Origin of the sequence: Flavobacterium sp. (assembly GCF_017744675.1) — a bacterium.
Taxonomy (GTDB): Bacteria; Bacteroidota; Bacteroidia; order Flavobacteriales; family Flavobacteriaceae; genus Flavobacterium.
Genome location: NZ_JAGIAV010000001.1, coordinates 1,160,586 through 1,187,059, shown reverse-complemented (window position 1 = coordinate 1,187,059; position 26,474 = coordinate 1,160,586). Strand labels below are relative to the sequence as shown.

The following is a 26,474-nucleotide window of genomic DNA, read 5'->3' as shown; positions in this document are numbered from 1 at the left end:
TTAAAAAATCGTTTTAAAATTAAAAGCAAGAGAAGACTAAAATGGATGATTCCTATTAGTCTCCTTCATTACTTTATAACAAAATATTAATAAACAAGTGTTTGTATAGCATGTGGCGGAATTTTCACTTCTGCCTTTTTATCACCAATAATTAAATTGTATGTAAGATCATTAGCTGATTGGTTCATGACAATAGTTGCCATTGTTCCGTCAGTATTTAAAAAAGAGGTACTTAATAAAGCGCTTTTGCTTGCAGCTGTGCTTACGCGAACAGCATTTAAATGGATAAACTTTGAAAAATGTCCAATGTAATAGTAAGACGGCGTATAAATTAATTCTCCTGTTGTAGTGTCTGCATGAATTGGCGCAAAACAGAAATTACCAACATGATTTGGGCCTCCGTTCTGGTCTAGAAGAATATTCCAGTCTGTCCAAGCCACGGTTCCGTTATTAAAATCATGAATCATATTGATTCCGTAACGTTCTGCATTCCCCCAAAATTGATATTTCGATGCATCAAATTTTTCGATACAACCTTCTGTAAACATTAGTTTTTTGTCTGGATAAGCTTCATTGACTTTGCCTACATTATCAAACATTGGCGCACCGCCAGACCAAGTTTCGTACCAGTGAAATCCCATTCCCCAAACATATTTAGATGCTTCAGGATCGGAGTAAATTACGTTGGCGCGGTAATTCATCAAATCACGGTTATGATCCCAAACGATGATTTTTTTATTGCCAAGGTTTTCTTTTTTCAAAGTTGGCCCAAGATAATTTTTAATAAAATCTCTTTCTGCTTCGGCTGTATAAACGCAAGATTCCCAAGTCTGCACTGCCATTGGCTCATTTTGAGTAGAAGTTCCCCAAATCGGAATACCTTCTTTCTCGTAGGCTTTAATAAATTTTACATAAAAATTAGCCCAAGTCTGATAGTATTCAGGAAGTAAAGTTCCTCCTTTTAGCACACTGTTGTTGCTTTTCATAAAAGCATTTGGTGACCATGGCGCTGCATAAGTTGTAAGCTTTCCGCCTGCTTTCTGAATGGCTTGTTTGATTAAAGGAATTCTATATTGCCTGTCATGATCAATAGAAAAGGTTTTCAGCTCTTTATCTCCTTCTTCGATGTAAGAATAGCTTCCACTGCTAAAATCAGAACTTTGAATTGTGGTTCTTAGCAAAGAATAGCCGATTCCTTTTTGTTTATCGTAGTAAGCATTTAAAAATTCTGCTTGTTTTTCTTTTGAAAGTTTGGCAAATATTTCGGCGCTGGCATCTGTAATAGCCCCACCAATTCCCATAAAAGTCTGAAACTTTTTAGACGGTTCTACAAAAATAGAAGTTTCAGTTTCTAGAGGTTGTTTTGCGGCAGAAAAAGTCAAATTATCTGTAGTCGTTAATCGTAACTTAGAGTTTTCTGCAGTCGTGTAAACGGTTATTTTTTTGCCGTTGGTTGTAAACTCTTTTTTTGTTTTTGGCTGCTGCGCAAAAGCTGTTGCAGCAAACAAAAGGCATAAAATTTTTAGGCTATTTTTTTTCATTCGCTTCCAATTATTATGTTTTTAAATTGAAGTTTAGAAGAAATCAAAAAAATGAGTTCTACCCTTTTGAAGGATTTAAAAAATAGCCCATACTCTTAATGATTATGGGCTATTTACAACCAAACTTAAACTTAAACTTAACTTAACTTTTTATTTTCCTCTGAATTGAATCTTATTGGTAGTTAGGATTTTGTTTCAATTTAGTACCGTTAAGTTCTGTGTACGGAATTGGGAAAATCTCATCTGTTCCAGCGTCAAAGCCTCTGTCAGATAATGCTGCAGCAGCATCTCCCCATCTTACTAAATCGAAAAATCTATGTCCTTCACCTGCTAATTCCATTCTTCTTTCATGCTTGATAGCAGCTAATGTTACAGGAACTGGAGCTAATCCAGCTCTTTTTCTAACTGCATCAAGTAATGCCTGTGCTCTTGCCCCAGATCCTAAAGCTTCTGCTTCCATCAAGTACGTATCTGCAAGTCTGATTACATAAGAGTTTTGTTTGTAGTTCAATTCTGAATTACCACCACCTGTACTAACATCTGACTGTCTTGGAAGATATTTGTTTAAGAAATATCCAGTATCTTGATAAGCTGGAATATAATTTGCTTTACCTGCTGCTTTTAATGCTTTTAAATCAAGGATTGTAGCATCCTTACGCGGGTCACCTTGCATTGCGTCATACAATTTTTGAGTTGCAACGTTGAAAGCCCATCCTGAAGGAAGATTTGGCGCATCAGAACCTACTGGTCTAGAATATCCTCTAGGTCCAACCATAATATTTAACGAGTTTCCTTCGTCTTTACCTTGCCCCCAGAATGACCATTCAGAGTTTCCTGCACTACTGTGAGATACTTCGATTAATGATTCTGCGTTGAATTTGTTTGATGTAATCCATAGGTCGCTAAAGTTATCTAGCAATTTATTACCGTATTGGTTCACTTCCCCTGGAGTACCATTTACTTCTGCTAGTACTGCGGCTGCTTCAGTCTTTTTACCTTCAAACAAGTATACTTTTCCTAAAAGTGCTTGAGCCGCTCCTTTATTGAATCTTCCAGCTTCAGTATCCTTAATCACATTATTTGGTAAAACTGCAATAGCCTCATTTAAATCTTTCTCGATTTGAGCATAAATTACTTCTGGGGCAACTTGGTCAGGAGAATAAATAGTTTCTGTAGTTAATGGCTGTAAAACTAAGGCAAGGTTTTTAAACATTCTTACTAAATTGAAGTAGTAAAGTGCGCGTAAAGCTTTTGCCTCTGCAGCAAATCTGTTTCTAACAGCATCATTCATTGAAGCCCCTGGTAATTTAACTAACAACAAATTTGCTCTAGAAATACCTTGGTAATGATCGCTCCAATAGCTTCCTGGAATAGTAACTGAAGATAGTGAATGTGTAGAGAAATTCTGAATTCCTGTTCCGTCTGTAGAACTACCTCCTCCGGCATAAAAATCATCAGAACCAGCGTTTAGCATAGCAACCATATTTTCAAAGCCTCCTGTATTTTTTCTCAAAGGATCGTACACTCCAATCAAGGCTGCATAACACTGTTGCTCATTAGAAAAGTACGTGCTTGTATCAAATTTTCCTTTTGGGTCAATGGTCACAAAATCTTCAGAACAAGATCCTAGAACTGCCAATGCCACAGCTACATATATATATTTAAATTTTATCGTTTTCATGATTCTTTAATTTTTTAAAATTGAACGTTAGCTCCAAACAGAATAGATCTTGCTTGCGGATAAACTCCTTTATCTACACCATAAACCTGACCTCCAATTTCTGGATCAAATCCAGTGTATTTTGTAAAAGTGATTAAGTTTTCTCCTGTTAGGTAAAAACGAACTTTATCTGCTCCAATTTTAGATGATAAGTTGGTTGGCATTGTGTATCCAAGAGTTACAATTTTTAAACGAAGATAATTTCCGTTTTCAAGATAAAAATCAGACATGTTTGTGTAATTTTTATTCGGATCGTTATTTGTTAATCTTGGGTAATCATTTGAAGTTCCTTCTCCATTCCAACGATCTAAAGCTTTCGTTTGATAGTTTGCATTCAATACATCTAATCTTCTTAAACCTTGGAAAATTTTGCTTCCAGCAGATCCTTGAGTAAATGCCATAAAGTCGAAGTTTTTGTAATCCAAGTTAATTGTTAAACCAAAAGTATATTTAGGCAAGTTTGTTCCTAAGAATTGTTTATCATCATCCGTAATTTTTCCATCACCATTAGAATCTACCCAACGGAAATCTCCAGGTTTAGCATTTGGCTGAATTAAACCTCCTGATGCATTTTTGTATGCTGCCACTTCTGCATCATTTTGGAAAATTCCAGCTGTTTTATAACCATAAAACTCGTTAAATGAATGCCCAACTTGTGTTCTTGTTACAGGCCCCATAGATTGGAAAGTAGCATCACCAACAATGAAATTAGTAGAAGAACCTACGTAAGTAATTTCGTTTTTCAAGTAAGCAACGTTTGCATTAACACCTAAGTTAAATTCTCCAAGTCTTTTCTTGTAACCTAATTCAACCTCAAAACCACTGTTGTCCATATCTGCGATATTAGCAGAAGGAGCGTCAACTACTCCAACGTATCCTGGAATTACAACATTTCTTAAGATTCCTTTTGTTGTTTTCTTGTAGTAATCAAGTGTAAGAGAAAAATCATTAAATAGTTTTGCATCAAGACCAACAGTTGTTTGAGATGTTTCTTCCCATCCTAAATTTGCATTTGGAAGAGTAGAGTTTCCATATCCTGTTGTAATGCCTCCTGTAGTTCCAACTGCGTAGTTGTAACCACCAACCACTGTTGCTCTATACTTAAAATCATCAATGTTATCGTTACCTACAACTCCATAACCTCCACGTAGTTTTAAAGTATTAACTACATTGTTTTCTTTCCAGAAACCTTCTTTAGAAAGTACCCATCCTAAAGAGAATGAAGGGAAAACTCCCCATTTTTTGTTTTCTCCAAAACGAGTTGATCCATCACGACGTACGATACCTGTGAAAAGATATTTCTCCATGTAATCGTAGTTAGCACGTAAGAACAATGAAGCCAATTTATGCTCTGTAAAATCACTTGCTCTATTAACTCTGTCTGATTGAGGAATATCAAAGTTGAAAGAAGCATCTTTGTAGCTTTGAATAGGCAATCCGAACATTGTTACACCAATAGAACCACCAATGTTTTCAACATAAGCTCCTTGACCAGCTAAAACGCTTACGTTATGATCTCCAAATTTATTAGCATAGCTTAAAGTATTCTCAAGAGTCCAAGCTAAAGATCTGTTATTATTTTGGCTGTAGTTATTTCTATCAGCTTTCATGTTTGGGTTTAAGAAGAAAACTGGAGTGAACATTTGGTCTCCCCAATATGCTAATTTACCACCAAGTGTAGTTCTAAATTTTAAATGATCTGTAATATTAGCCTCTAAGTAAGCATTACCAACAAAATCATCTGACCAGCTGTAACCTCCTAATCTTGTTTGTACATATCCTAGAGGGTTTGTCATCTCTTGTTGTACTAAAGAAGAAATTCCGTAAGGATTTCCATTTGCATCTCTAACAACGTTTGGATTAGTATAAAAACCTGAATTCGCTTCAGTAGGATCAGTAACAACTAGTGGGGTAAGCGGATCCAAGTTGATTGCAGAGCTTAAAGGTCCACCAAACTCACTGTTTGTATTACCAATCCCTTTTGTTTTTTGGTGTGTATATCCAAAAGTTTGTCCAAAAGTGAAGTATTTAGAAATCTTGTGTGTAGAGTTTAAACGGAAGTTTTTCTTAGTATAATTAGAAATATCTGTAACAACGATACCTTCTTGATCTTGAATTCCGAAAGAAGCATAGAAAGTAGATTTTTCACCACCTCCACTAATACTTAACTCATGTGTATATCTGAAAGCAGAGTCATTAAAAATTGCATCTTGCCAATCTGTTCCTTTACCAAAAGCCGCTGGATTTGCGTATTTAATAGCTCCTCCATCGTTTAAAGATTTTTCATTCATAAGAGTTGCATACTGAGTAGCATTCAACATATCTAATCTTTTAGCTGGAGACGAAACACCTGCAAAACCATTATAGTTTACAGAAATTTTTCCTGATTTACCTTTTTTAGTAGTAACTAAAATAACCCCTGTAGCAGCACGAGTACCATAGATTGCAGCAGAAGCAGCATCTTTAAGCACCTCGATAGACTCAATATCAGATTGATTGATGAAACCAATAGCATTTGCGTCTACAGCGATACCGTCAACAACCCATAAAGGATCATTACCACCTTCTCTGAAGGTTGTGATACCTCTTACACGAACTTTTGATGCTGCACCAGGCTGTCCAGAAGTAGCCGCAACAGAAACCCCTGCTACTCTACCTTGTAAAGTCTGCTCAACTCTTCCGTTTGGCACTTTTTCAAGATCTGCAGCTTTTACGCTAGAAATAGCACCTGTTACAACAGATTTCTTTTGAGTACCGTATCCAACAACTACAACCTCATTTAAAGATTGTGATTCTGGTTTTAATTGAACTGTAATTTTTGTTCTTCCATTTATCGCTTCTGTTACTGTAGCGTAACCAATAAACGTAATTGTTAATAATCCGTTTGAAGGTGCTTGCATCTGGAATTTTCCGTCAAAATCTGATGCAGTAGATTTAGTCGTACCTTTTAATAAAATTGTTGCACCTGGAACAGGTAAACCACTTTCATCTTTTATTATTCCATTTACTGTGACATCCTGAGCCACAGCTATAACCGAGAATAATAAAGATGAAATACAAAAAACAAGTAATTTTGTTAATTTCATTTTTCTAAAAATTTTGGTTAATTAATTAGTAATTTGATGCAATACTAAAATTAAATTTTCACTTTTCACATCTAAAAGTCACTACAAAAACACATCAAAAACAAAAAAATAATATTATAAAAACACATCAAAAAAAAATTAATTATTTGATTTTTAAAGTTTTAATAAAACAAAAAATAGTACTAAAGAAAAGTTAATTTCAAAAAATAACACTACATGATATTTATATATAAAATTTATATTTAAAATTATTAAAACTACAACGTGATAGTACCTGTAATGACCTTGTAAACACCTATTTTATAAATAATTAGATCAACTCAAAGCACTTTTTATGCAAAATTTAAAAAATAGAGAATATGATATTTTTACCCTACTTTTTTTACATTATTGACAACTGTTTAAAACGAAAGAAAAAACTTATTTTTGCTAATTTTAGAAGAATTTACCTTCTTTTTGACGATAAAAAAGTGGGCTATTATCAAAGTTACACTTCCTCAAAATTGAAAAAAACGGCAATTTTGAGGCAAAATGACAAATGACACGAATATTTGAATTGAATGTTTAACTTATACACTTATTAAAACGATAATCATTTTGGGTGTTAAAAAGGAATCTCCTGAAGTATAAAGCTTCTTTACATTTTTAAGCTAGAGGGTTTGATTTATTAAACGGAAAAGAAGTTTTTCTGAATAGCTCTAAAAAATTAGGCAACAAGAGATTTTTATTCAATTTAAGCTTGTAAACGCTATTTAGATTTCAAGACCATTAGTTTCGATAATAAATAGTCTTTTGCTGGTACAGAGCAAAAAAATAGCCCGCAATCGAAATTACGGGCTAACCAGGCAATAAACTTAACTTAAACTAACCATAGTTTAACTCTTAAAATACACTTCCTTTTTTATAGCAAAGCATATGAGATTTTAAAATTCGAAAAAGGAATTTTTCAATCTTCCTTTTTCGAAATAACTAACACAAAATATATTATTCGGGCTTGAAAACAAATGTCCATCCTGTTCCATATGTTTCACTATTATTTAAATAAAGAACCATTTTATTTTCTTCAAGTGTAACGATAGTATATACTCCATCAGCATTTCCAGCTGCATAACCTAACATTTTTGAATTTATGATAGTCAATTGTTTATTTTTAATATCTAGTTTAAAGTTCCCTTTTGTTGGCGTAGCGCTTGCTGTTTCATAATGATTATAATTGGCCGCTCCATTTAAATCAAAATGCATTTTTCCTAGCGCATCACTTGGAGGGCAGCAATCTCCAGCATTCCACCAAGAGGTCATAGCACTATCGGCACTTCCATTTGGAGACATAAACCACCAAAATCTACCTGAACCTTGCGTGCCATCAAAAACCCAAGTTTTGCCAGCTGCTGTATTGGTTCCAACTAAATCATACCAATCCTGATCCAAAGGAGTATCCAACTTATCAATCTGAACATCAATAGTTTTAGTAAAAAACTCAGCTCCCAGAGTACCAACATAAGTAAATGTGGCTTTCCCAGGAATAGGATAAACGAATGTTACTTCATTTGTTAGTGCTTTATCTAAGCCATAATCCCAATATCCTGTAATACCTGGACTTGTCATATTAAGCGTGATCTTATTTCCTCCTGGTGTACTTTGAGTAGCTACTAATTTAACTCCAGCAACATCAGTAGAATTCGTTAAATGCTGTTCATCAACTATTGGATCGCATGCTGAAAAAGTCAACGTAAAAAGAGCCAAAAGGAGATATAATATTTTATTTATTTTCATATTTATCTATATTAAGATTGTTAAATTTTACCACCCTGGATTTTGCGTATAGACTCCATTTGATAGTCTAAGTTCTGTTTCAGGCATAGAAACCAAACCTTTAGTCTCTGGTCTATATTTTACGCTGTAATTTGCGGCAGTACCCGAGTTTCTAACTGGAATAACGCTATTATATGCGTCATTTACATCTCCCCAACGAATTAAATCAAACCAGTGCAATCCTTCGAAAGCAAATTCATGCAAACGTTCTGCTTTAATATTATCAAGAGAATAACCAACTGGGTCTAATTTTGCTCTCGCTCTAACAGCATTTAAGCCTCCTGCTGTTTTAGTAATCTCAGAATGCATTAATAACACATCGGCATAACGCATATAGATAAAATCCTGAGCATGCATTAATTGCATATCGGTATTAGACCAGTTATACAATTGAACAAACATTCCGACCGTAGATCCTGTAGCATTAGGGTATTGTAGAGAAATATATTTTTTATTAAAATATCCTGTTTCATGATCTCCTTTGTCAGGTGCATAACCAGCTGTTCCTTGGTCTGCTTTACCAACTTCAAGTATAGAACCTCTTTTTCTTACGTCACGTTCTTCCCAATTACTATATAAACTTGGATTTACTGTACACCAACCCCATCCTTCTCCAAAAGGAACTAATGAGTTACCACGTAATGCAGAAAACAGGCATAATCTATTGGTATAAATGTTACCATTTGTCCAAGACCAATCTCCAAAAGAGAAACGCTGAACGAACATTGTCTCATAATTTCCAGTTCCAAATGTTGGACTAGCACCGTCTTGCCCCACCCATGACAAACCTTCTGTTGCGGCCCATGGCAAAACATTGTTTCCAGAAGCTTTATTAACATAAGAATAAGGCCAAAGATTTCTAAAATCAGAAACAAGAGCGTGACCACTATTAGTCATACAGTCGGTTAAATAACTTGCCACTTGTGTTGCATTTAAAGATCCTCCTTCTGCCAAAGGCAATTCCTCAGTAGTTTGCTTCTCAATATTAGTCATATAGCCTGTATAAAATAAAAATACACGTCCTATATAAGCTTCCGCAACCCATTTATTAGCATGTCCATATCTTGATGTTGGAATACTTGGAAAAGGAGTTGCCGGCATTGTTTCGATTGCCTTTTTTAAATCTGATGCAATCTGCGCAAATGTTTCAGTATAAGTATTTCTTGGCCCGTCTTTTTTTCCATCAATAGTTGTTATTAATGGAACTCCACCAAAAAATTTAGCCAATCTGAAGTAGAAAAACGCTCTCATGAAATACGCTTCACCAATTGCCTGTTGCTTAAACTGCTCAGCTTCAGCGGGAGTATTAAAATAAGTCTTAAAGTCTGCTGCAGGTGTTTTTTCTATAATTGCATTTGTTCGAGCGATACCTCTATACGATTGAACCCACAAATCTAAATAGGTATCATCTACAGGATCTTCAAAATTATCAACCCATTTAGCAGTTTTATCATCAGGACCACCTCCTCCTAGCATCATATTATCCATCAGGTTAGCCGCAATCTGCTCTTCACTATGCACATTATTGGTATAAATAGCGTTGTAAACTCCAGCAGTTGCTTCTTCAATATCTTGAGGTGTCTTGTAAAAATTCTCTAAACTCTTTTCTGTCAAATTATCAGTATCAAGATAATCATCACAGCTTGTTACCATAAATACAGCCGAAATTGCTACTAAATATTTTATTTTTTTCATTGTAATTGTATTTATATTAAAAATCAGCACTTATACCAAACATCACCGTTCTAGCTTGTGGATACAAACCTAAATCAATTCCTGAAGCCCATGGAGCATTTGTGTTATCTCCTGACCAACGAACTTCTGGATCCATACCATCATATTTAGTAAATGTATATAGGTTGTTTACTGCAACATAAAATTTAAGATTAGTGATAAATTTGAAATCTTTTAATATTTCATTGAAGTTATAACCTACCGTTAAGTTATTTATTCTTAAATAATCTGCATTTTGCATGTAGATATCAGACAAAAACTGTGTATTTCTGTTTGAAGTTGAACTTAATCTAGGCATTTTAGTAGATGTGCCTTCTCCATGCCAACGATCAAAAACATCAGAAGTATAATTCTGAGCAGGACTATCTGCAAAAGATCTGTATGACTGCATAACCTGCATACCAAATTTACCAGCCATAGTAGTATTCACATAAACATTTTTATATTCAAAATTTAATTGAATCCCCAATTCAAAATCAGGGTTTGGATTTCCTAAGTAACCTTTGTCTTTCTCATCAATAACACCATCATTATTTTGGTCAACAAAACGAACATCTCCAGGACGCTGATCACTAAAGTAAGGCTGTCCATTTGGACCTACGTATTCGTCAACTTCTTTTTGATTCTGTAAAATGCCTGCAGTCTTAAAGCCGTAGAAATACCCTAATGGCAGTCCTACTTGTCCTCTTGAAATCTCCCCAGTTCCTTGCGATAATACGTTAGAAGGACCATGTAATATTCCGTCAGCATTTGCAATTTTAGTAACTTTGTTTTTATTGAAAGCTCCACTTACAGTAGCTCCATATTTAAAGCCTCCAACTTTATCACTCCAATTTACAGAAAACTCAAAACCTTTGTTTTCGATATCTCCTCCATTAATATACGCTGGCGCTGCTCCATCCGTTCCTCTACCTGCTGCTAAAACCAGCCAGTCTTTAGTTGTTTTATTATACCAATCAAGAGTTACGTTCAATCTTGAATCGAACATACTTGCATCAAGACCAAAATCTAATTGCTCTGATGTTTCCCAAGTTAAATTAGGATTGGTAACTCTAGCTGGATAAGCTGTTGTTCCTGAAACTGGCTTTGTATCTCCGAAGAAGTATCCTGGAAAAACATACGCGATATTTGAAGAATAATAAAAATTAGGAATATCTTGGTTACCGTTTTGCCCCCAGCTTCCTCTTAATTTTAATGAATTTAGCCACTTAGAAGAGCTTTCCATAAAATCCTCTTTTGTAATTACCCAACCTGCAGAAACAGAAGGAAAATACCCCCATCGTTTTCCTTCAGCGAAGTTAGAAGAGCCATCGGCACGTATTGTAGCCGAAAGAAGGTATTTTTCTTTATAATCATATTGTGCTCTAGCAAAATACGACATAATACCGCCACCTCCAGCTGAAGTATCCATTCCATTAGTCGAAAGATCATTAATTGTTTTTGGAGCTGTATTGTTTAAGTACGCATATTTTGGATCTTCTCCAAATGTTAAATTGTTTCGTGAACCACTAACATTGTTATTCACCAAATATTGAATTAATTCAGTTCCTGCAACAGCAGATATATTATGATTCCCAAATTGCTTTTTATATGAGACAGTATTTGTCCAAGTTGAATTTGCTCCAATGTATGAATATTGAGATGCTCCATTATTTAACTTTGAATAAAGTACCCCCAACCCATATGATGGGCTCATAGATCTACCATACCCAAACCATGAATCAATTCCATAAACCGTTTTAAATTTCAGATCCTTAATCGGTTCGATTTCTAAAAATGCATTCCCAGTAATTCTATTATCTTTTGGATAATTATAATTACTTCTGTAATACATCACCGCTAATGGATTTGTCTGTCCTGTAGAAATTCCTTCTAAAGTTGGAGTAAATCCGAATTTGTCAATATTTCTATCAATAGAAGTTTGCCAATAAGCTGGCTGCAGAGGATTTGCCGTTAATGCATTATGCAAATCATTCCCATAGATATTACCATTAGAAACTCCTCTGTTCTGAGAATTAGTATACGTAACATTTTCTCCTACTGTAATAATGCTATGGCTTTCATTCTTTTTTAAGACCATTTGAGTATTTAATCTAGTAGTCAGCCTTTTAAAACCAGCATCTACAAGATTTCCTCCTATAATACCATCTTGATCAAAATACGAAACCCCTAATGCATAAGTTATGTCTTCACTACCTCCTGTAATATTAAGAGAATGATTCATGACCGGAGCATCTTTTTTACTCATTTCATCAATCCAGTTTGTTCCTGTCCACCCATTTTGCAGCATTCCCCAGACGTCATTTCCTAATTGCGTATCGGCACCTGGATATTGGGTTCTCAACCATGAATTATTGCTTAAAACAGCTTTCCAATCCTGACGAGGCAGTCCGTCATTTACCCTTCCTTCATCCATAATATACATATACTCCTGAGCATTCAAAGGATCTAAATTTTTATAGATATTCTGGATACCGTAGTAACTATCATAACTAATTCTCGCCGCTCTCCCTTTTTTTCCTTTTACCGTTGTAACCAATACAACACCGTTAGCTGCCCTAGATCCGTAAATTGCTGCAGAAGCCGCATCTTTTAACACATCAATAGATTCTATATCTGAAGGGCTCAAATAATCAATATTACCAACAGAAATACCATCAACGATATACAAAGGATTTGAATTTCCATTTGTACCCAATCCACGAATAGTTACTTTAGTACCAGCACCAGGCGAGCCATTTGTTCTTGTAATGCTAATACCGGGAGCTATACCTTGAAGCGCTTCCATCGCAGATCCTGTATTTAGCTCCTTAATCGTTTCTCCTTTAAGATTTGTCGAAGCACCAGTAATCAGACCTTTTTTCTGAGTACCATAACCTACTACAACAACCTCGTTCAGGTTTTGAGATGTTGCTGTAAGAAGCACATTAATCTTTGTCCTTCCATTAACAGCCTCGTTTAGTGTCTTAAAACCAACAAAACTAATTGTCAAAGTTCCGTTAGAGGGAGCACTAATCTGAAATTTCCCATCAAAGTCAGATGCAGTAGCTTTATTGGTTCCTTTTACCAAAACCGTCGCACCTGGGACGGGTAATCCACTTTCGTCACTAATGATTCCATTTATAGTCACATCCTGAGCTAATGCGACAACAGAAAACAGTAAAGACGAAACACAAAAAATAAATAATTTTGTCAATTTCATTTTTCTAAAAATTTTGGTTAATTAATTAGTAATTTAATGCAATGATAATGTTAAATCCGAAAAAATTACTATTAAAATTCTTTACAAAAACACTTCAACCTAAAACTTAATGCACTACAAAAACACAACATTTATTTTTTAATTAATTAATTTACTGTATTTTAGATTTTAGAAAAAATTGTTATAAAAATGTTAATTAAAAAAAACGTATATTACAGTAGCGTAATAGCAACTATTACGTTATATTTTAGAAAAAAATCAAAAAATAAGATTTATTGCAATTGAATAATCAACAATTTAAAATCAAAATAACGCATTTCTAACAAAAATATATTTAAAATTTTATGAAATCCACAGTTAGGTATTTTACACTAATTTTATTATTTTTCTTACAATTAAAAGGTTTTACACAGGTAAAAAACATAGGAATTCCCGATATAAAAAACTACAAAAGATCAGAATATAAAGGCGGAACTCAAAACTGGAGTATCGATCAGGATAAAAACGGAAACATGTATTTTGCAAACAACAGCGGTTTGATTCAATTTGATGGTTCAAACTGGCATAAATACTCTTTGCCAAACAAATCTGAGATTAGAAGCTTAAAAATTGATGCATTAGGAAGAATATTTGTTGGAGGAAATAACGAATTTGGATATTTTAAGAATGACGAGAAAGGAATTTTAAAATATCATTCTCTCTATAATCTTTTGAGTCCAATAGATAAAGAAAACATCAACTTAATCTGGAGAATCCATATATTTAACGGAGAAGTTATTTTTCAGTCTTTTAGTAAAGTGTTTTTTCTAAAAAATGAAAAAGTGACAACCCTTACCGCTCCGCACAAATTTCAATTTTCATTTTTAGTCAACAACCGTCTTTATTTTCAAGATAAAACGCTTGGTGTACTCGAATACAAAAACAGAAAGCTTACTGCACTAAAAGGTACCACTGTATTTAATGATAAAGAGATATGGTCTATTTTTCCTTTATCAAACAATAGACTATTGTATGCCACTTTAGAAAAAGGTCTTTTTGTATCTGAAAACGGTATTATTAAGTCGTGGACTACTGAAGCCAACGAATTTATCAAGAAAAACACTTCGCTTGGCGGATCCATCATCAAAAACAAGTATATAATACTCAATTCTGTATTAGATGGCGCTATTATTTGCGACTTAAACGGAAAAATAATCCAGCATTTAAATCGCCAAAAAGGAATTCAAAACAATACTATTCTAGCTTCTTTTGTAGATAACAAAAGCAACATTTGGCTTGGTCTTGATAATGGTATCACTTTTATAAACGAAAACTCACCCTTTTCATACTTTGACTATAGTTATAATATAGGTACAGTATATGCATCAACGATGTACAACGGAAATCTGTATGTTGCCACAAACCAAGGCTTATTTTATCATCCATGGGGAAGCTCTTTTAAAGACAGTCCGTTTACACGAGTGGAAGGAACAATATCGCAAGTTTGGAATATTCAGGTTCTCAACGATGTTCTGATATGTGCTAGCAATAGCGGGGCATTGATTATTGAGAATAATAGAGTCTCTAAAATTCTTGATAACAAAGGGTATTTCGGATTCAAAAAAATACCTGACCATGATAATTATATAATCGGCGAAAGTTATAACGGATTTTCTATTTTTAAACGATCGGCTTCGGGCTACGATTATCTGCATCAGGTAAAAGGATTTGATGAAACAACCAATAATTTTTCTGTTGAAATAGATGCAAATTATCTATGGCTCAAGAAAAATCCTTTTCTATATCAGGTAAAGTTATCCGAAGATTTACAGCGATTTGATTTTATAAAAAAGCATGTTAATATATCTGAGAAATACAAAGGAATAAACAGCCTTCAGAATATAAACGGTAAAGTTTATTTTCAAGTAAAAAATCATTTTTACAGGTATTCTGTAGAGCAGGAAGCGTTTTTTGAAGATAAAAAACTAACGAATTTATTCAACGGAATTCCAACTATCAATACCTTAATTGAAGATCCTGCTGGAAATCTGTGGTATGCATTTAATGAATCTCTTGGTGTATTAGTGAAAAACAAAAACGGCACTTTTACCAAAAAACAAGGGATTTTCTCGAACTTAACCGGCAATCTGGTAAACAACTATATCTCTGTAAATGCGATAGATCCTCAGAATATTTTTATAGGATTAACAGATCGTTTGGCGCATTATAATTCGACTATTCCAAACACTTTTATGACAAAACCAAAAGCTTTTATCGAAAGCTTTTCGAATCCTGGCGACACAATTTTAACGGGCAATTTGACCACTAAACTAGAATCGTACAGTATTCCATACAAATACAATCGTATTAAATTTACTTTCGCATCGCCAACGTACGAAAATCAAGAAAATGTAATGTATTCGTATAAATTAGAGCCTTTTGAGGAAAACTGGCGTGGCTGGTCTTCTACGGCGATAAAAGAATATACCAATTTAAGAGAAGGAAATTATGTAATGAAACTAAGGGCCCGAAACAGCTATGGTATAGAATCGAATATCACCGAGGTTGAATTTACGGTATCGCCACCTTGGTACAGACATTTCTTAGCTTATTTATTTTATCTTGTTCTAATTTTGCTTGGCGCATATCTAATTTCCGTTCGTATCAAACTGAAGATCAGAAAAAACAGGTATTACGAAACCATCGAACAAAGAAGATTATATCTTGAAAAGGAGGCCAAAATCAGGCACGAGCAACATGATTTGGAAAAAGAAATTGAAAAACTAAAAAATGACAAACTTCAAATCAAAATCCTAGCAAAAGATAAAGAACTAGTAAACAATTCTTTACAAGTTGTAAAAAAGAACAAAGTTTTAAACGGAATCATTCATAAACTGAAAGATATCGACACTGGAATTTTGGATGAGACCACCAAATCCGAGTTTAGCAAACTGCATAAAAGCATTGTAAAAGAAGTAAATACAGACAAGAGCTGGAAAGACTTGGAAAAACACATTAAAAACGTGCATTTTGAATTCTTGAAGCGATTAAAAGGTCAATACCCAACTATTTCTCCTAGAGAGCTAGATCTGTCAACTTATCTTCTTATGAATATGTCGACTAAAGAAATAGCTGAAATTATGAATATTTCAACAGGCGGGGTTGAATTAGCTCGTTATCGTTTACGAAAGAAATTAGGACTTAACAAAAAGGAGAATCTAATTGGATTTTTAATGACCATATAATAATAATAAAAAAAGCCATTCTAATCAGAATGGCTTTCCTTTCTTTTATTTAATATAATCTAAAGTTCGTTCTAAGGCCATACCTCTCGAACCTTTTATTAATATCATATTAGAATCAAATTTGAAAGTTTTTAAGAACTCGGCAAAAGCATCGAATGTTTCAAAAAACTGAATCTGTTCATTTGAAATTTTATTAGCAAAAAAAGACTTTCCAATCATAAAACACAAAGCCTCTTTTTGGTTTGCTAACGAATCAATTATAACTTTATGTTCGTGAAGACTTTCATCTCCCAGTTCGAACATATCTCCAAGAATCATAATTTTATTTTTCTTGTCTAACTGCAAGAAATTGGCAATTGCCACTGCCATACTGCTCGGATTAGCATTATAAGCATCTAAAATGATCTCATTTAAACCTTTTTGCATCATCTGAGATCTATTGTTTGCCGGAATATAATTCTCAATAGCGCTCTTTATATCGCTTTCTTTTACATCAAAGTATTTTCCGATTGCTACCGCCGCATTTATGTTATTAGCATTGTAAAGTCCTATTAAATGCGATTCTATCGAAAAATCATTGTATTCAATAGCAACAAAAGGATTGGCTACAATGTTCTGGATATTTAAATTGGCGTTGTCTTTTTTTACTCCAAAAGTAAAAGACTTTATACCTTTTGATTTCTCAATTTGAATCGGATCTTCCAAGTTCACAAAAACAGTTTTCTGATTGGCCGCAAGATATTGATACATTTCACTCTTACCAGCAATCACGCCTTCAACTCCGCCAAAACCTTCCAAATGCGCTTTTCCAAAATTGGTTATATATCCAAAATCTGGCTGTGCAATTTGGCATAAAAATTCGATTTCTTTTTGATGATTGGCTCCCATTTCCACAATTCCGATTTGTATTTCTTTTGTAAAAGAAAGCAATGTCAGCGGCACACCGATATGATTATTTAAATTACCAATTGTCGCTTTGGTCTTAAACTTTTTAGACAAAACCACATTGATTAACTCTTTTGTGGTAGTTTTTCCGTTACTCCCTGTTAAGGCAACTATTGGAAGCGCTAAATAAGTTCGGTGAAATTTTGCCAATTCCTGAAGCGTTTGCAAACTGTTTTCTACCAAAATAGTTCTGTGGTCGATAAAGTAAGATTCGTTGTCAATTACAACATATAAAGCTCCTAGATCTAACGCTTCTTTAGCAAATGTATTAGCATCAAAATTCTCTCCTTTAATAGCAAAAAACATCGAATTCTTCTCGATTTTTCTTGTATCAATAGATAGAGAACTGCACTGCAAAAACAAGTTATGAATGTCTTGAATATTCATTTAATATATTTTTTAATAGGTAATAAAAGTAGAAAAAAAACCATAAAAAAATTCCAAATTCCAGACTGAATATTCAGCTTTTGGAATTTGGAATTTTTGATATTATAATTCCTAAATCTTAGTTTCTAGGAGATTTTCTTCTTTCAGATTTTGAACCTACTCTAGACATTGCACATCTGAAACCAATGTAGTCAGTTGCCATATCTTGAGGGAAGTATCTTCTTTGAGCTGGATCTAACCAGTAAGCTCTATCTCTCCAAGAACCTCCTTTGTAAACTCTTACTTTGTCATCGATTAAAGTTGTACGTTTACTAGAGTTATCATATTTTCTGATCATTTTTCCTAAACTGTCTGTTGTAACGTTGTGTTTAGGAGAGTTGTACATTGCCTGATCTGCTTTAGAACCAGACTCTGAATCACCAAAATCAAAAAATCTAGAAGATTGCTTATCACCATCTCTGTAGTTGATATTGTCACTTGTGCTAAAGTTTTGTCTCAAGTAAGTTTCTTGTTCGTCAACTGGCACTTGAGCAATTTCTCCTGGAAGATTTCTTGCAATAACTTTACCGTTGCTTAAAGTATCGTACTTAATAGTAGCTGTTGTAACAATTTCAATTTTACCGTCTTTACCGATTTTGTTTTTAGCGTATTGGTTACCTCTGTAGTAGTTGAAATCATTCGCTTCGTTATCGATAATAGGTCTGTAAACGTCAGCAACCCATTCTGCAACGTTTCCTGCCATATCATAAAGACCGAAATCGTTTGGTGCATAACTTTTCACAGCATTTGTAATATCTGCTCCGTCATCTGACCAACCTGCAATTCCACCGTAATCACCGTTTCCTTGCTTAAAGTTAGCCAATTGATCACCTTTGTTCTTACGTTTATTAGAACGTGTGTAATCTCCAGACCAAGGATATTTCTTTTGTCCTTTGTAGATATTGTATTCTCTTTGTCCAACGTCAGCAGCTGCAGCATATTCCCATTCTGCTTCTGTAGGAAGTCTATATTCTGGTAAAATAATTCCAGATGAACGTTGTGCGTAAACATTTTTTTCTTCTGGCACAACACCATCTTTACCTGCTTTAGGTCTTCTTCCGTCAGGATTTTTCTTTAATACGATTTCTTCGCTTGCACCACGTGATGTACTTGGAGACATTAAATATCCTTCAGTATTAAATGCATTCTCAGCATTTACATCATTTGTTTTAGCTCCTTTTTTAAGATATCCGTTTTTCTCTAAAACAGCCTCGTTTACACGGTCTGTTCTCCATTTACTAAATTCAACTGCTTGAATCCAGTTAACACCAACTACAGGATAGTTAGCATAAGAAGGGTGTCTTAAATAGTTATTAGTCATCGTTTCGTTGTATCCTAAACGATTTCTCCATACTAATGTATCAGGAGATGCTCCTTCATAAATATTTTTGTAATTTTCTTCTGTTGGTGGAAAAACTTTCTTTAACCACTCTAGGTATTCTAAGTACATACCGTTCGTAACTTCGGTTTCATCCATATAGAATGATTGAACGTGTTGTTGAGTTGGCGTGTTATTCCAATCGTGCATAACATCATCCTGTACTTTACCCATAGTAAACGTACCTCCTTCAACAAAAACCAAACCAGGACCAGCCTGTTGTTTTTTACCTGCATTTCTGGCAGCAGTTCCATTCTGACTATCTACATCCCAGCCAGTAGCTCTAGAAGCGTGAGTGGAACTCGATTTTTTGCTACAACTAGCCGTGCCCAACATCAATACCATTGACATCATTAACTGCAAGACTACAATTTTGTTTACTTTCATACTCATTCTTAGGTGATAAATTTAGGTGGTGCAATATAATAATTAACATTTAATTGGCAACATCTGTTCTAATAATTTTATTTAGCTGTTTTTTCCAGAAAATAACCTTTAGTTACGAACGCAAAAATATACTTTTTATTATTTACTGTAACATGAAATAGTATATTTTTACTTACTAATTATTATTTAATTAAATTTTGCTTTTTAAACTCATGAAACAAGTAATACTTATCTCTCTTTTTCTGATTCCAATTCTTTCGTTTTCCCAGATAAATGGGGCTATCGCGATCGATTGGCAGAATAAAAAAGAGATAAATTACGGCGAAAATAAAATTACAATTCCACACTTCTCAGGAAGCAGTTTTCGCTTCGACATTACAAAAAAAAGCATAATGTTGCTTCAAAATCTAAACCAATCGAACGTTTCAAACGGGAGTTCTGTACAAATTAGCAATGTCATTTACGAATCGGTTTCAAGAGTAGATTTAGGAGATTTAGCAGTCGAAAATATCCCTGAAAAACCAAATGAATCCATAATAGTTACCAATGCAAGAGACATTCGATATTCTTTCCTTTCTTTATCTCCTATAATTAAGGAAGAAAATAGCTACAAACGCATAAAATCCTTTTCTTACTATATTAACACTACAACAGCAAGGACCGCAGCCACTTCTTCGTTTCAAAAATCGGCTGCGATTTCCAATTCTGTTTTAGCTTCTGGAGATTGGTATCGCTTTTACATTGAGAAATCTGGAGTTTACAGAATAAACAAATCATTTCTTCAGAGTTTAGGATTTGATCCTTCTAAAACCGATCCGAGAAAAATAAAAGTATATGGAAACGGCGGAAGAATGCTTCCTCTTCCTAATAACACTTATTATCCAGATGATTTAACAGAAAATACTATACAGATAATAGGTGAAAATGACGGCATTTTCAATAATGAAGATTACATTCTTTTTTATGCCGAAGGAACAGATACTTGGAGCTCTGAAAGCCAAACCAATTTAAATTTATACGACAATAAATCCTATTATTACATTACAACTTCTGGAGGCGACGGAAAGAGAATTCAAAACCTAAATCAGCCAACAGGAAACAGCACTTTAGAGTTAAACACGTTTGATGACTATCAGTATCACGAAATTGACCAAACCAACATTGTGCATCTTGGCCGCCAATGGCTCGGAGAATCATTTGACATTAATCAAGAACAGGAATTTTCATTTAGCTTTCCAAATCTTGACACCTCTGTACCTGTAAAAATAGAAGTAAGTGCCGCATCTGCCTCTTTAACCACCACTTCTTTTGCTATAACAGCAAATTCACAAACTGTAGGATCTATAAACTTTCCGCCTTTAATTGCCAACTCCGATACCAAATACACTACAGGAAAATTGCCATCAAACACTCAATTTACTGGAACAGACAATATTAAAATAAAACTTACCTATAATAATAATGGTGTTCCTGGATCGAAAGGATATTTAGATTACATCAACCTTACTGCAAAACGAAAACTACTAGGAACGGGCAAACAATTCCCTTTTCAATACAACGCCGCTGGTTCTACTGCAGGAATTGCCAATTATACAATCGGTAATGCATCGGGCATAACTCAAATTTGGGATGTTACAGACCTATATAATGTATCTAAAATAGAAAATGCCAATCAGGCTACTTTTAGCTTTAAAGCCAATTTGGGCGAAGTTCGAAAATATATTGCAATCGATCCTTCCGATTATTATGTTCCCCTAAAAGAAAATCAGTCGAAAATTGCCAATCAGAATTTAAAAGGAACCATTTTCAGAAATAACCAAAGTACTTTTCAAGATATTGATTATGTCATAATAACACCAAAATCTTTAGCTTCTCAAGCCGACAGACTAGCCAGTTTTCATCGAACAAATTCCAATTTAAATGTCAAAGTGATTGCTTTGGAAAATATCTATCAGGAGTTTTCATCTGGCAAACAAGATATTGCTGCCATTAGAAACTGCATTAGATATATTTACAACAATGCTTCTTCACCAGAAAAAAGAGTGCGTTTCGTAAATTTATTTGGCGATGCTTCGTTTGACTACAAAGACCGAATTTCGAACAACTCTAATATTGTACCTATATATCAATCCTTAATAAGCAATACCGTAGGAGAAGCTTCATTTGCTTCTGATGATTTTTATGGGTTGATGGATGCAAACGAAGGCGTTATCATTCCGTCTCTTGCAGGGATTGATATAGCCGTAGGAAGAATGCTAGTTTCAGATAATGCCCAAGCACAAGATATGGTCAACAAAGTTTTTGAATATTACGACACAAAATCATACGGAAATTGGAGAAACAATATGGTTTTAATCAGTGATGATTCCGACAAACCGGGCGATCAGACTTTACAAGCTAATCAAAATGCGCTGGCAGATCAAATTGCAACCGAAAAACCTTTTTTAAATATCGATAAGATATTTCTAGACGCTTATACACAAGAAGCCTCAGCTGGAGGATCGCGATATCCTAAAGCAAGAACCGATTTTTTTAATGCATTTGAAAAAGGCGCTCTAATATTTAATTATTTAGGACATGGCGGAGAAGACGGGTTAGCCAGCGAAAGAATTTGGGAGAAATCAGACGGGCAAAACCTAACCAACCAATACAAATACCCTTTATTTATTACCATTACCTGCGAATTTTCACGTTTTGATGATCCTACAAGACCAACTGCAGGTGAATATGTGTTCTGGAACCCAAAAGGAGGCGCTATTTCGATGTTAACGACAATTCGAGAAATCGGACAAACAAATGCCGAAGATTTCAATAAAACACTTAGCAAAAACCTTCTTTCTTATGGATCAAACCAATATAATAGCATCGCAGAGTCTTTAAGAATATCCAAAAATGAAAATCCGAGTTCTGCCAGCAATGTTGTTTTTTATTTAGGTGATCCTGCCTTAATGCTCGCCATCCCGAAACCACGAATTAATTTAACAAAAGTAAACGACATTGTGATTTCGCAAGCAATACCTGATTTAAAATCATTATCAAAAATTAAAATTTCAGGAGAAATCACAGACGAAAACAACAATCTTTTAAGCAATTACAACGGAGAATTAGCTACAGCTATTTTTGATAAATTAATCACGAATACCACATTAAATAATGACGGATTTAGTCCGCCGATGCAATTTAAAACCCTTGGAGAAACTATTTTTAGAGGAAATGCATCGGTTACCAACGGGCAATTCGAATTTAGCTTTGTAGTTCCTAGAGACATCAGAATTCCTGTAGACAATGGCAGAATTAGTTTTTATGCGAAGAAAAATGAAGCATTAGAAAACCAAACTGGCTACAACAACACCATAAAAATAGGAGGAATTAACGAAAATGCACCTCAGGACAATATAAGTCCAAAAGTTAAGTTATATATGAACGACGAAACTTTTGTATCTGGCGGAATTACAAATGAATCCCCATTTCTTTTGGCGTTTTTAGAAGACGAAAACGGAATTAATACAGCAAGCGGAATCGGGCATGATATTGTTGCTATTTTAGACGGAGATGTAAGCAATCCTTATATTTTGAATGATTATTACCAGACAAAATTAGACGATTACACCAATGGAAATTTACGTTTTCCATTTCGAAATTTGGCTCCTGGATTGCACACCATAAGTTTTACCGCTTGGGATGTTTACAATAATCCTGTTACGAGTGAAATTCAATTTACAGTTGTAGGAGACGATTCCTTGACTTTATCACACGTTCTTAATTATCCAAATCCATTTTCAACTTATACACAATTTTGGTTTTCGCACAACAGGCCTTATGAACCATTAGACGTACAAGTTCAGGTAATGACCATTACAGGAAAAGTAGTCTGGACAAAAAATCAAACTGTTACAACAGAAGGATTTTTATCTAGAGAAATAACATGGGACGGAAGAGATGATTTTGGTGACAGAATCGGAAAAGGAGTGTATATTTACAAACTGACTGTAAAATCTAATTTAACAAATAAAAAAGCAGAAAAATACGAAAAGCTTGTCATCCTATAATATTATATATATTTGCACTACCAAAACACTAATCCCATAAATGAAAAAACTATCACTCTTATTAATTTGTATTGTTAGCATTTACAATTCAAGGGCTCAGGAATCAAGACCCATTGTTACTGGAGTACCTTTTTTATTAGTCGCTGCTGATGCTAGAGCAGCAGGTTTGGCCGATCAAGGCGTAGCCACTTCTGCCGACGTTTTCTCACAACAATGGAATCCTGCAAAATATGCATTTTCTGAAGATGCACAGGGTCTTTCTATTAGTTACACTCCTTATTTAACAGATCTTGCCAATGATATTTCATTAGGTCAGATTACGTATTACAACAAAATAAACGAACGAAGCGCCTTTGCAGGAAGTTTCCGTTATTTTGGTTTTGGAGGAATCGAGTTGAGATATACTGGAGATCCAAATGAGGCTGTGCGAGAGGTAAATCCGAACGAATTTGCTTTAGACGGATCGTATTCTCTTAAATTAAGTGAGAAATTCTCTATGGCAGTCGCCGCAAGATTTATTAACTCCAATTTAAAAGTCGCTTCAGAAGAAGTTGATGCTACTTCGGCAAGTTCATTTGCTGTAGATGTAGCTGCTTTTTACCAATCGGAAGAAATTGCTTATCAAAATTTCAACGGAAGATGGAGAGCAGGTGTCAACTTTCAGAACATGGGACCAAAAATTAGTTACGATCATGATAATGTAAGTTCAAACTTCTTACCTGCCAATTTGAGATTAGGAGGTGGATTTGATTTCATTTTTGACGATTACAACAAACTTACTTTAAGCGCCGAGCTTACTAAACTTTTAGTTCCAACTCCTCCAGGCGTTCAAGCTCCAGTTGATGGAAACGGTGATGGAGACTATAACGATCCTGAAGATATTACACAACAGCAAGCTACAGATGCTGCTTATAGAAATTATAACGACATTGGGTGGTTTCAAGGAATGTTTAAATCTTTTGGAGATGCGCCAGGCGGATTTAAAGAAGAAATGAAAGAAGTAACATATAGTGTTGCTGGAGAATACATGTATCAAGACGCTTTTGCTTTCCGTCTAGGTTACTATCACGAAAGCCCAGAGAAAGGAGCTAAACAATTTTTCTCTTTAGGAGCAGGATTTAAATACAACATCATGAAAATTGATGTTTCGTACCTATTCTCAGCATCAAAAATAAAAAATCCGTTAGAAAACACGCTTCGTTTCTCTTTAACGTTTAACTTTGGCGACAAATACGAAACTTATTAAAGAGAAAAGATCAAAATAAAAACAATTCAATCCAAATTCCAGCATTTTAGGAATTTGGATTTTTTTTCCCTTAAAAACAGATGAAAGAAATTAACATAACCTCTTCATTTACAATATTTGACAATTTAAATGAGCTTCCTGCAGAAATTCAGGATTTAATGAATCAAGCTGTAGAAATTAGAAAAAAAGCCTACGCACCCTATTCAAAGTTTAAAGTTGGCGCCGCTTTACTTTTAGATAACGGAAAAGTTATCTTAGGCTCCAACCAAGAAAATGCAGCTTATCCGTCTGGGCTTTGTGCAGAAAGAACAGCAATTTTTTATGCCGGAAGCGCCTATCCAGAAGCCAAAATCTTAAAAATGGCAATCACAGCAGCTTCAGACACTAATCAGACTACTGCTCCTATTCCGCCTTGCGGATCTTGCCGACAATCTATAGCAGAATATGAGATAAAACAAGACACGCCGATAGAAATCTATTTTATGGGAGAAATTGGCGAAGTTTACAAATCGTCTTCATTAAAAAATCTGCTCCCATTGATGTTTGATAAAAAGTTCTTGTAAAAAAAAGCCAAAAAGTAGCGTTTAAATTTTAGTTCTTAAATGTAATGTCTTATTTTTGCATCCCGACCTTTCGGGCGCAAATTTGTGGGAGGAAACTATTTTGCGTTACAGGCAACAATGATCATAACACAAACAACTTTAGCAAAAGAAAGATTCAGATGAAAGAAGTTACAAAAGAGGTATATTTAAAGTGGTATGAAGACATGCTACTTTGGAGAAAGTTTGAAGACAAACTTGCAGCGTTATACATCCAACAAAAAGTTAGAGGTTTTCTACACCTATATAATGGTCAAGAAGCTGTATTAGCGGGTGCTCTACACGCTATGGATTTGACCAAAGATAAAATGATTACTGCTTACAGAAACCACGTTCAACCAATCGGTATGGGAGTTGATCCTAGAAACGTAATGGCAGAACTTTTAGGAAAAGCAACAGGAACTTCAAAAGGTATGGGAGGTTCTATGCACATTTTCTCTAAAGAACATGGCTTTTACGGAGGACACGGAATTGTAGGTGCTCAAATTCCTGTGGGAGCTGGTATTGCTTTCGCAGACAAATATTTCAACACTGGTGGTGTTACCTTAACTTATTTTGGTGACGGAGCTGCTAGACAAGGTTCTTTACACGAAGCTTTCAACATGGCTATGTTATGGAAACTTCCAGTTGTATTTATCGTTGAAAACAACGGTTATGCAATGGGAACTTCTGTAGAAAGAACTGCAAACCACACTGACATTTGGAAATTAGGTTTAGGTTATGAAATGCCTTGCGGACCTGTTGACGGAATGAATCCTGTAAAAGTTGCTGAAGCAATGCACGAAGCTATCGAAAGAGCACGTCGCGGAGATGGACCAACTTTCTTAGAAATGAAAACGTACCGTTACAGAGGACACTCTATGTCTGATGCACAATTATACCGTTCTAAAGAAGAGGTTGAAGAGTACAAAAAAATTGACCCTATTACGCAGGTATTAGATGTAATCTTGGATCAAAAATTTGCTACTGAAGAAGAAATTGAAGTAATCGATCAAAGAGTTAAAGACTTAGTTGAAGAGTGTGCGAAATTTGCTGAAGAATCTCCATACCCAGACTTACAACAATTATACGATGTAGTATACGCACAAGAAGACTATCCATTTACACCTCATAAATTATAAGAAT

Annotated in this window: 13 protein-coding genes; 5 read left to right on the top strand and 8 right to left on the bottom strand. The window is 34.6% G+C overall.

All coding sequences use genetic code 11. The features are described 5' to 3' along the window. Window positions 1-86: 86 nt before the first annotated feature. The 6 genes from J7574_RS05085 to J7574_RS05060 all read right to left on the bottom strand — a co-directional run bounded on the left by J7574_RS05085 (window position 87) and on the right by J7574_RS05060 (window position 13,095). Complete coding sequence (locus tag J7574_RS05085; RefSeq protein ID WP_290965082.1) at window positions 87-1,541, bottom strand: glycoside hydrolase family 30 protein; 1,455 nt, start codon at window positions 1,539-1,541, stop codon at window positions 87-89. Window positions 1,542-1,713: 172 nt separating this feature from the next. Beyond that, window positions 1,714-3,222 carry a RagB/SusD family nutrient uptake outer membrane protein gene (locus J7574_RS05080; protein WP_290965081.1) on the bottom strand — a complete coding sequence of 503 codons (1,509 nt, stop codon included), beginning with the start codon at window positions 3,220-3,222 and terminating at the stop codon, window positions 1,714-1,716. Window positions 3,223-3,236: 14 nt separating this feature from the next. Further along, the gene (locus tag J7574_RS05075) at window positions 3,237-6,347 is read right to left on the bottom strand and encodes a TonB-dependent receptor (RefSeq protein ID WP_290965079.1); all 3,111 of its coding nucleotides are present in this window, start codon (window positions 6,345-6,347) and stop codon (window positions 3,237-3,239) included. A 984-nt stretch (window positions 6,348-7,331) separates the two neighbouring features. Beyond that, window positions 7,332-8,120, bottom strand: a complete 789-nt coding sequence (locus tag J7574_RS05070) for a hypothetical protein (RefSeq protein ID WP_290965078.1) — start codon at window positions 8,118-8,120, stop codon at window positions 7,332-7,334. Window positions 8,121-8,147: 27 nt separating this feature from the next. After that, a complete protein-coding gene (locus tag J7574_RS05065) occupies window positions 8,148-9,854 on the bottom strand; it encodes a RagB/SusD family nutrient uptake outer membrane protein (protein ID WP_290965075.1) in 1,707 nt (568 codons plus the stop codon). A gap of 16 nt (window positions 9,855-9,870) precedes the next feature. After that, window positions 9,871-13,095 (bottom strand): TonB-dependent receptor, encoded by a 3,225-nt coding sequence (locus tag J7574_RS05060; RefSeq protein WP_290965072.1) that lies wholly within the window; start codon window positions 13,093-13,095, stop codon window positions 9,871-9,873. A gap of 344 nt (window positions 13,096-13,439) precedes the next feature. Here J7574_RS05060 and J7574_RS05055 point away from each other — a divergent pair, with 344 nt between their 5' ends. Continuing rightward, on the top strand, window positions 13,440-16,319 hold the full coding sequence (locus J7574_RS05055; RefSeq protein ID WP_290965070.1) for a triple tyrosine motif-containing protein: 2,880 nt from the start codon (window positions 13,440-13,442) through the stop codon (window positions 16,317-16,319). A gap of 45 nt (window positions 16,320-16,364) precedes the next feature. Here J7574_RS05055 and murF read toward each other — a convergent pair whose 3' ends face one another. Both murF and gldJ read right to left on the bottom strand, forming a co-directional pair. Then, the gene (gene murF / locus J7574_RS05050; protein WP_290965067.1) at window positions 16,365-17,651 is read right to left on the bottom strand and encodes a UDP-N-acetylmuramoyl-tripeptide--D-alanyl-D-alanine ligase; all 1,287 of its coding nucleotides are present in this window, start codon (window positions 17,649-17,651) and stop codon (window positions 16,365-16,367) included. Window positions 17,652-17,769: 118 nt separating this feature from the next. Next, window positions 17,770-19,455 (bottom strand): gliding motility lipoprotein GldJ, encoded by a 1,686-nt coding sequence (gene gldJ, locus J7574_RS05045; protein WP_290965420.1) that lies wholly within the window; start codon window positions 19,453-19,455, stop codon window positions 17,770-17,772. Between the two features lie 212 nt (window positions 19,456-19,667). Between gldJ and porU the strand changes: the two genes are divergently transcribed. From porU to pdhA, 4 genes are all read left to right on the top strand, one after another. Next, entirely contained in the window at window positions 19,668-23,504 is a 3,837-nt protein-coding gene (gene porU, locus J7574_RS05040) for a type IX secretion system sortase PorU (protein WP_290965064.1), read from the top strand. Window positions 23,505-23,544: 40 nt separating this feature from the next. Continuing rightward, window positions 23,545-24,750, top strand: coding sequence for a type IX secretion system outer membrane channel protein PorV (gene porV, locus J7574_RS05035; RefSeq protein WP_290965061.1), 1,206 nt, complete (start codon window positions 23,545-23,547; stop codon window positions 24,748-24,750). A gap of 80 nt (window positions 24,751-24,830) precedes the next feature. After that, window positions 24,831-25,313, top strand: a complete 483-nt coding sequence (gene cdd / locus J7574_RS05030; protein WP_091128148.1) for a cytidine deaminase — start codon at window positions 24,831-24,833, stop codon at window positions 25,311-25,313. A gap of 158 nt (window positions 25,314-25,471) precedes the next feature. Beyond that, a complete protein-coding gene (pdhA, locus tag J7574_RS05025) occupies window positions 25,472-26,470 on the top strand; it encodes a pyruvate dehydrogenase (acetyl-transferring) E1 component subunit alpha (RefSeq protein WP_290965055.1) in 999 nt (332 codons plus the stop codon). Window positions 26,471-26,474 lie beyond the last annotated feature (4 nt).

What these genes read in the sequence shown, in the direction of transcription:
- J7574_RS05055 (WP_290965070.1), top strand. Translation starts at nt 13,440, where the DNA reads ATGAAATCCACAGTTAGGTATTTTACACTAATTTTATTATTTTTCTTA.
- J7574_RS05070 (WP_290965078.1), bottom strand. Translation starts at nt 8,120, where the DNA reads ATGAAAATAAATAAAATATTATATCTCCTTTTGGCTCTTTTTACGTTG.
- J7574_RS05075 (WP_290965079.1), bottom strand. Translation starts at nt 6,347, where the DNA reads ATGAAATTAACAAAATTACTTGTTTTTTGTATTTCATCTTTATTATTC.
- porV (WP_290965061.1), top strand. Translation starts at nt 23,545, where the DNA reads ATGAAAAAACTATCACTCTTATTAATTTGTATTGTTAGCATTTACAAT.
- gldJ (WP_290965420.1), bottom strand. Translation starts at nt 19,455, where the DNA reads ATGAAAGTAAACAAAATTGTAGTCTTGCAGTTAATGATGTCAATGGTA.
- porU (WP_290965064.1), top strand. Translation starts at nt 19,668, where the DNA reads ATGAAACAAGTAATACTTATCTCTCTTTTTCTGATTCCAATTCTTTCG.
- cdd (WP_091128148.1), top strand. Translation starts at nt 24,831, where the DNA reads ATGAAAGAAATTAACATAACCTCTTCATTTACAATATTTGACAATTTA.
- murF (WP_290965067.1), bottom strand. Translation starts at nt 17,651, where the DNA reads ATGAATATTCAAGACATTCATAACTTGTTTTTGCAGTGCAGTTCTCTA.
- J7574_RS05085 (WP_290965082.1), bottom strand. Translation starts at nt 1,541, where the DNA reads ATGAAAAAAAATAGCCTAAAAATTTTATGCCTTTTGTTTGCTGCAACA.
- J7574_RS05065 (WP_290965075.1), bottom strand. Translation starts at nt 9,854, where the DNA reads ATGAAAAAAATAAAATATTTAGTAGCAATTTCGGCTGTATTTATGGTA.
- J7574_RS05080 (WP_290965081.1), bottom strand. Translation starts at nt 3,222, where the DNA reads ATGAAAACGATAAAATTTAAATATATATATGTAGCTGTGGCATTGGCA.
- pdhA (WP_290965055.1), top strand. Translation starts at nt 25,472, where the DNA reads ATGAAAGAAGTTACAAAAGAGGTATATTTAAAGTGGTATGAAGACATG.
- J7574_RS05060 (WP_290965072.1), bottom strand. Translation starts at nt 13,095, where the DNA reads ATGAAATTGACAAAATTATTTATTTTTTGTGTTTCGTCTTTACTGTTT.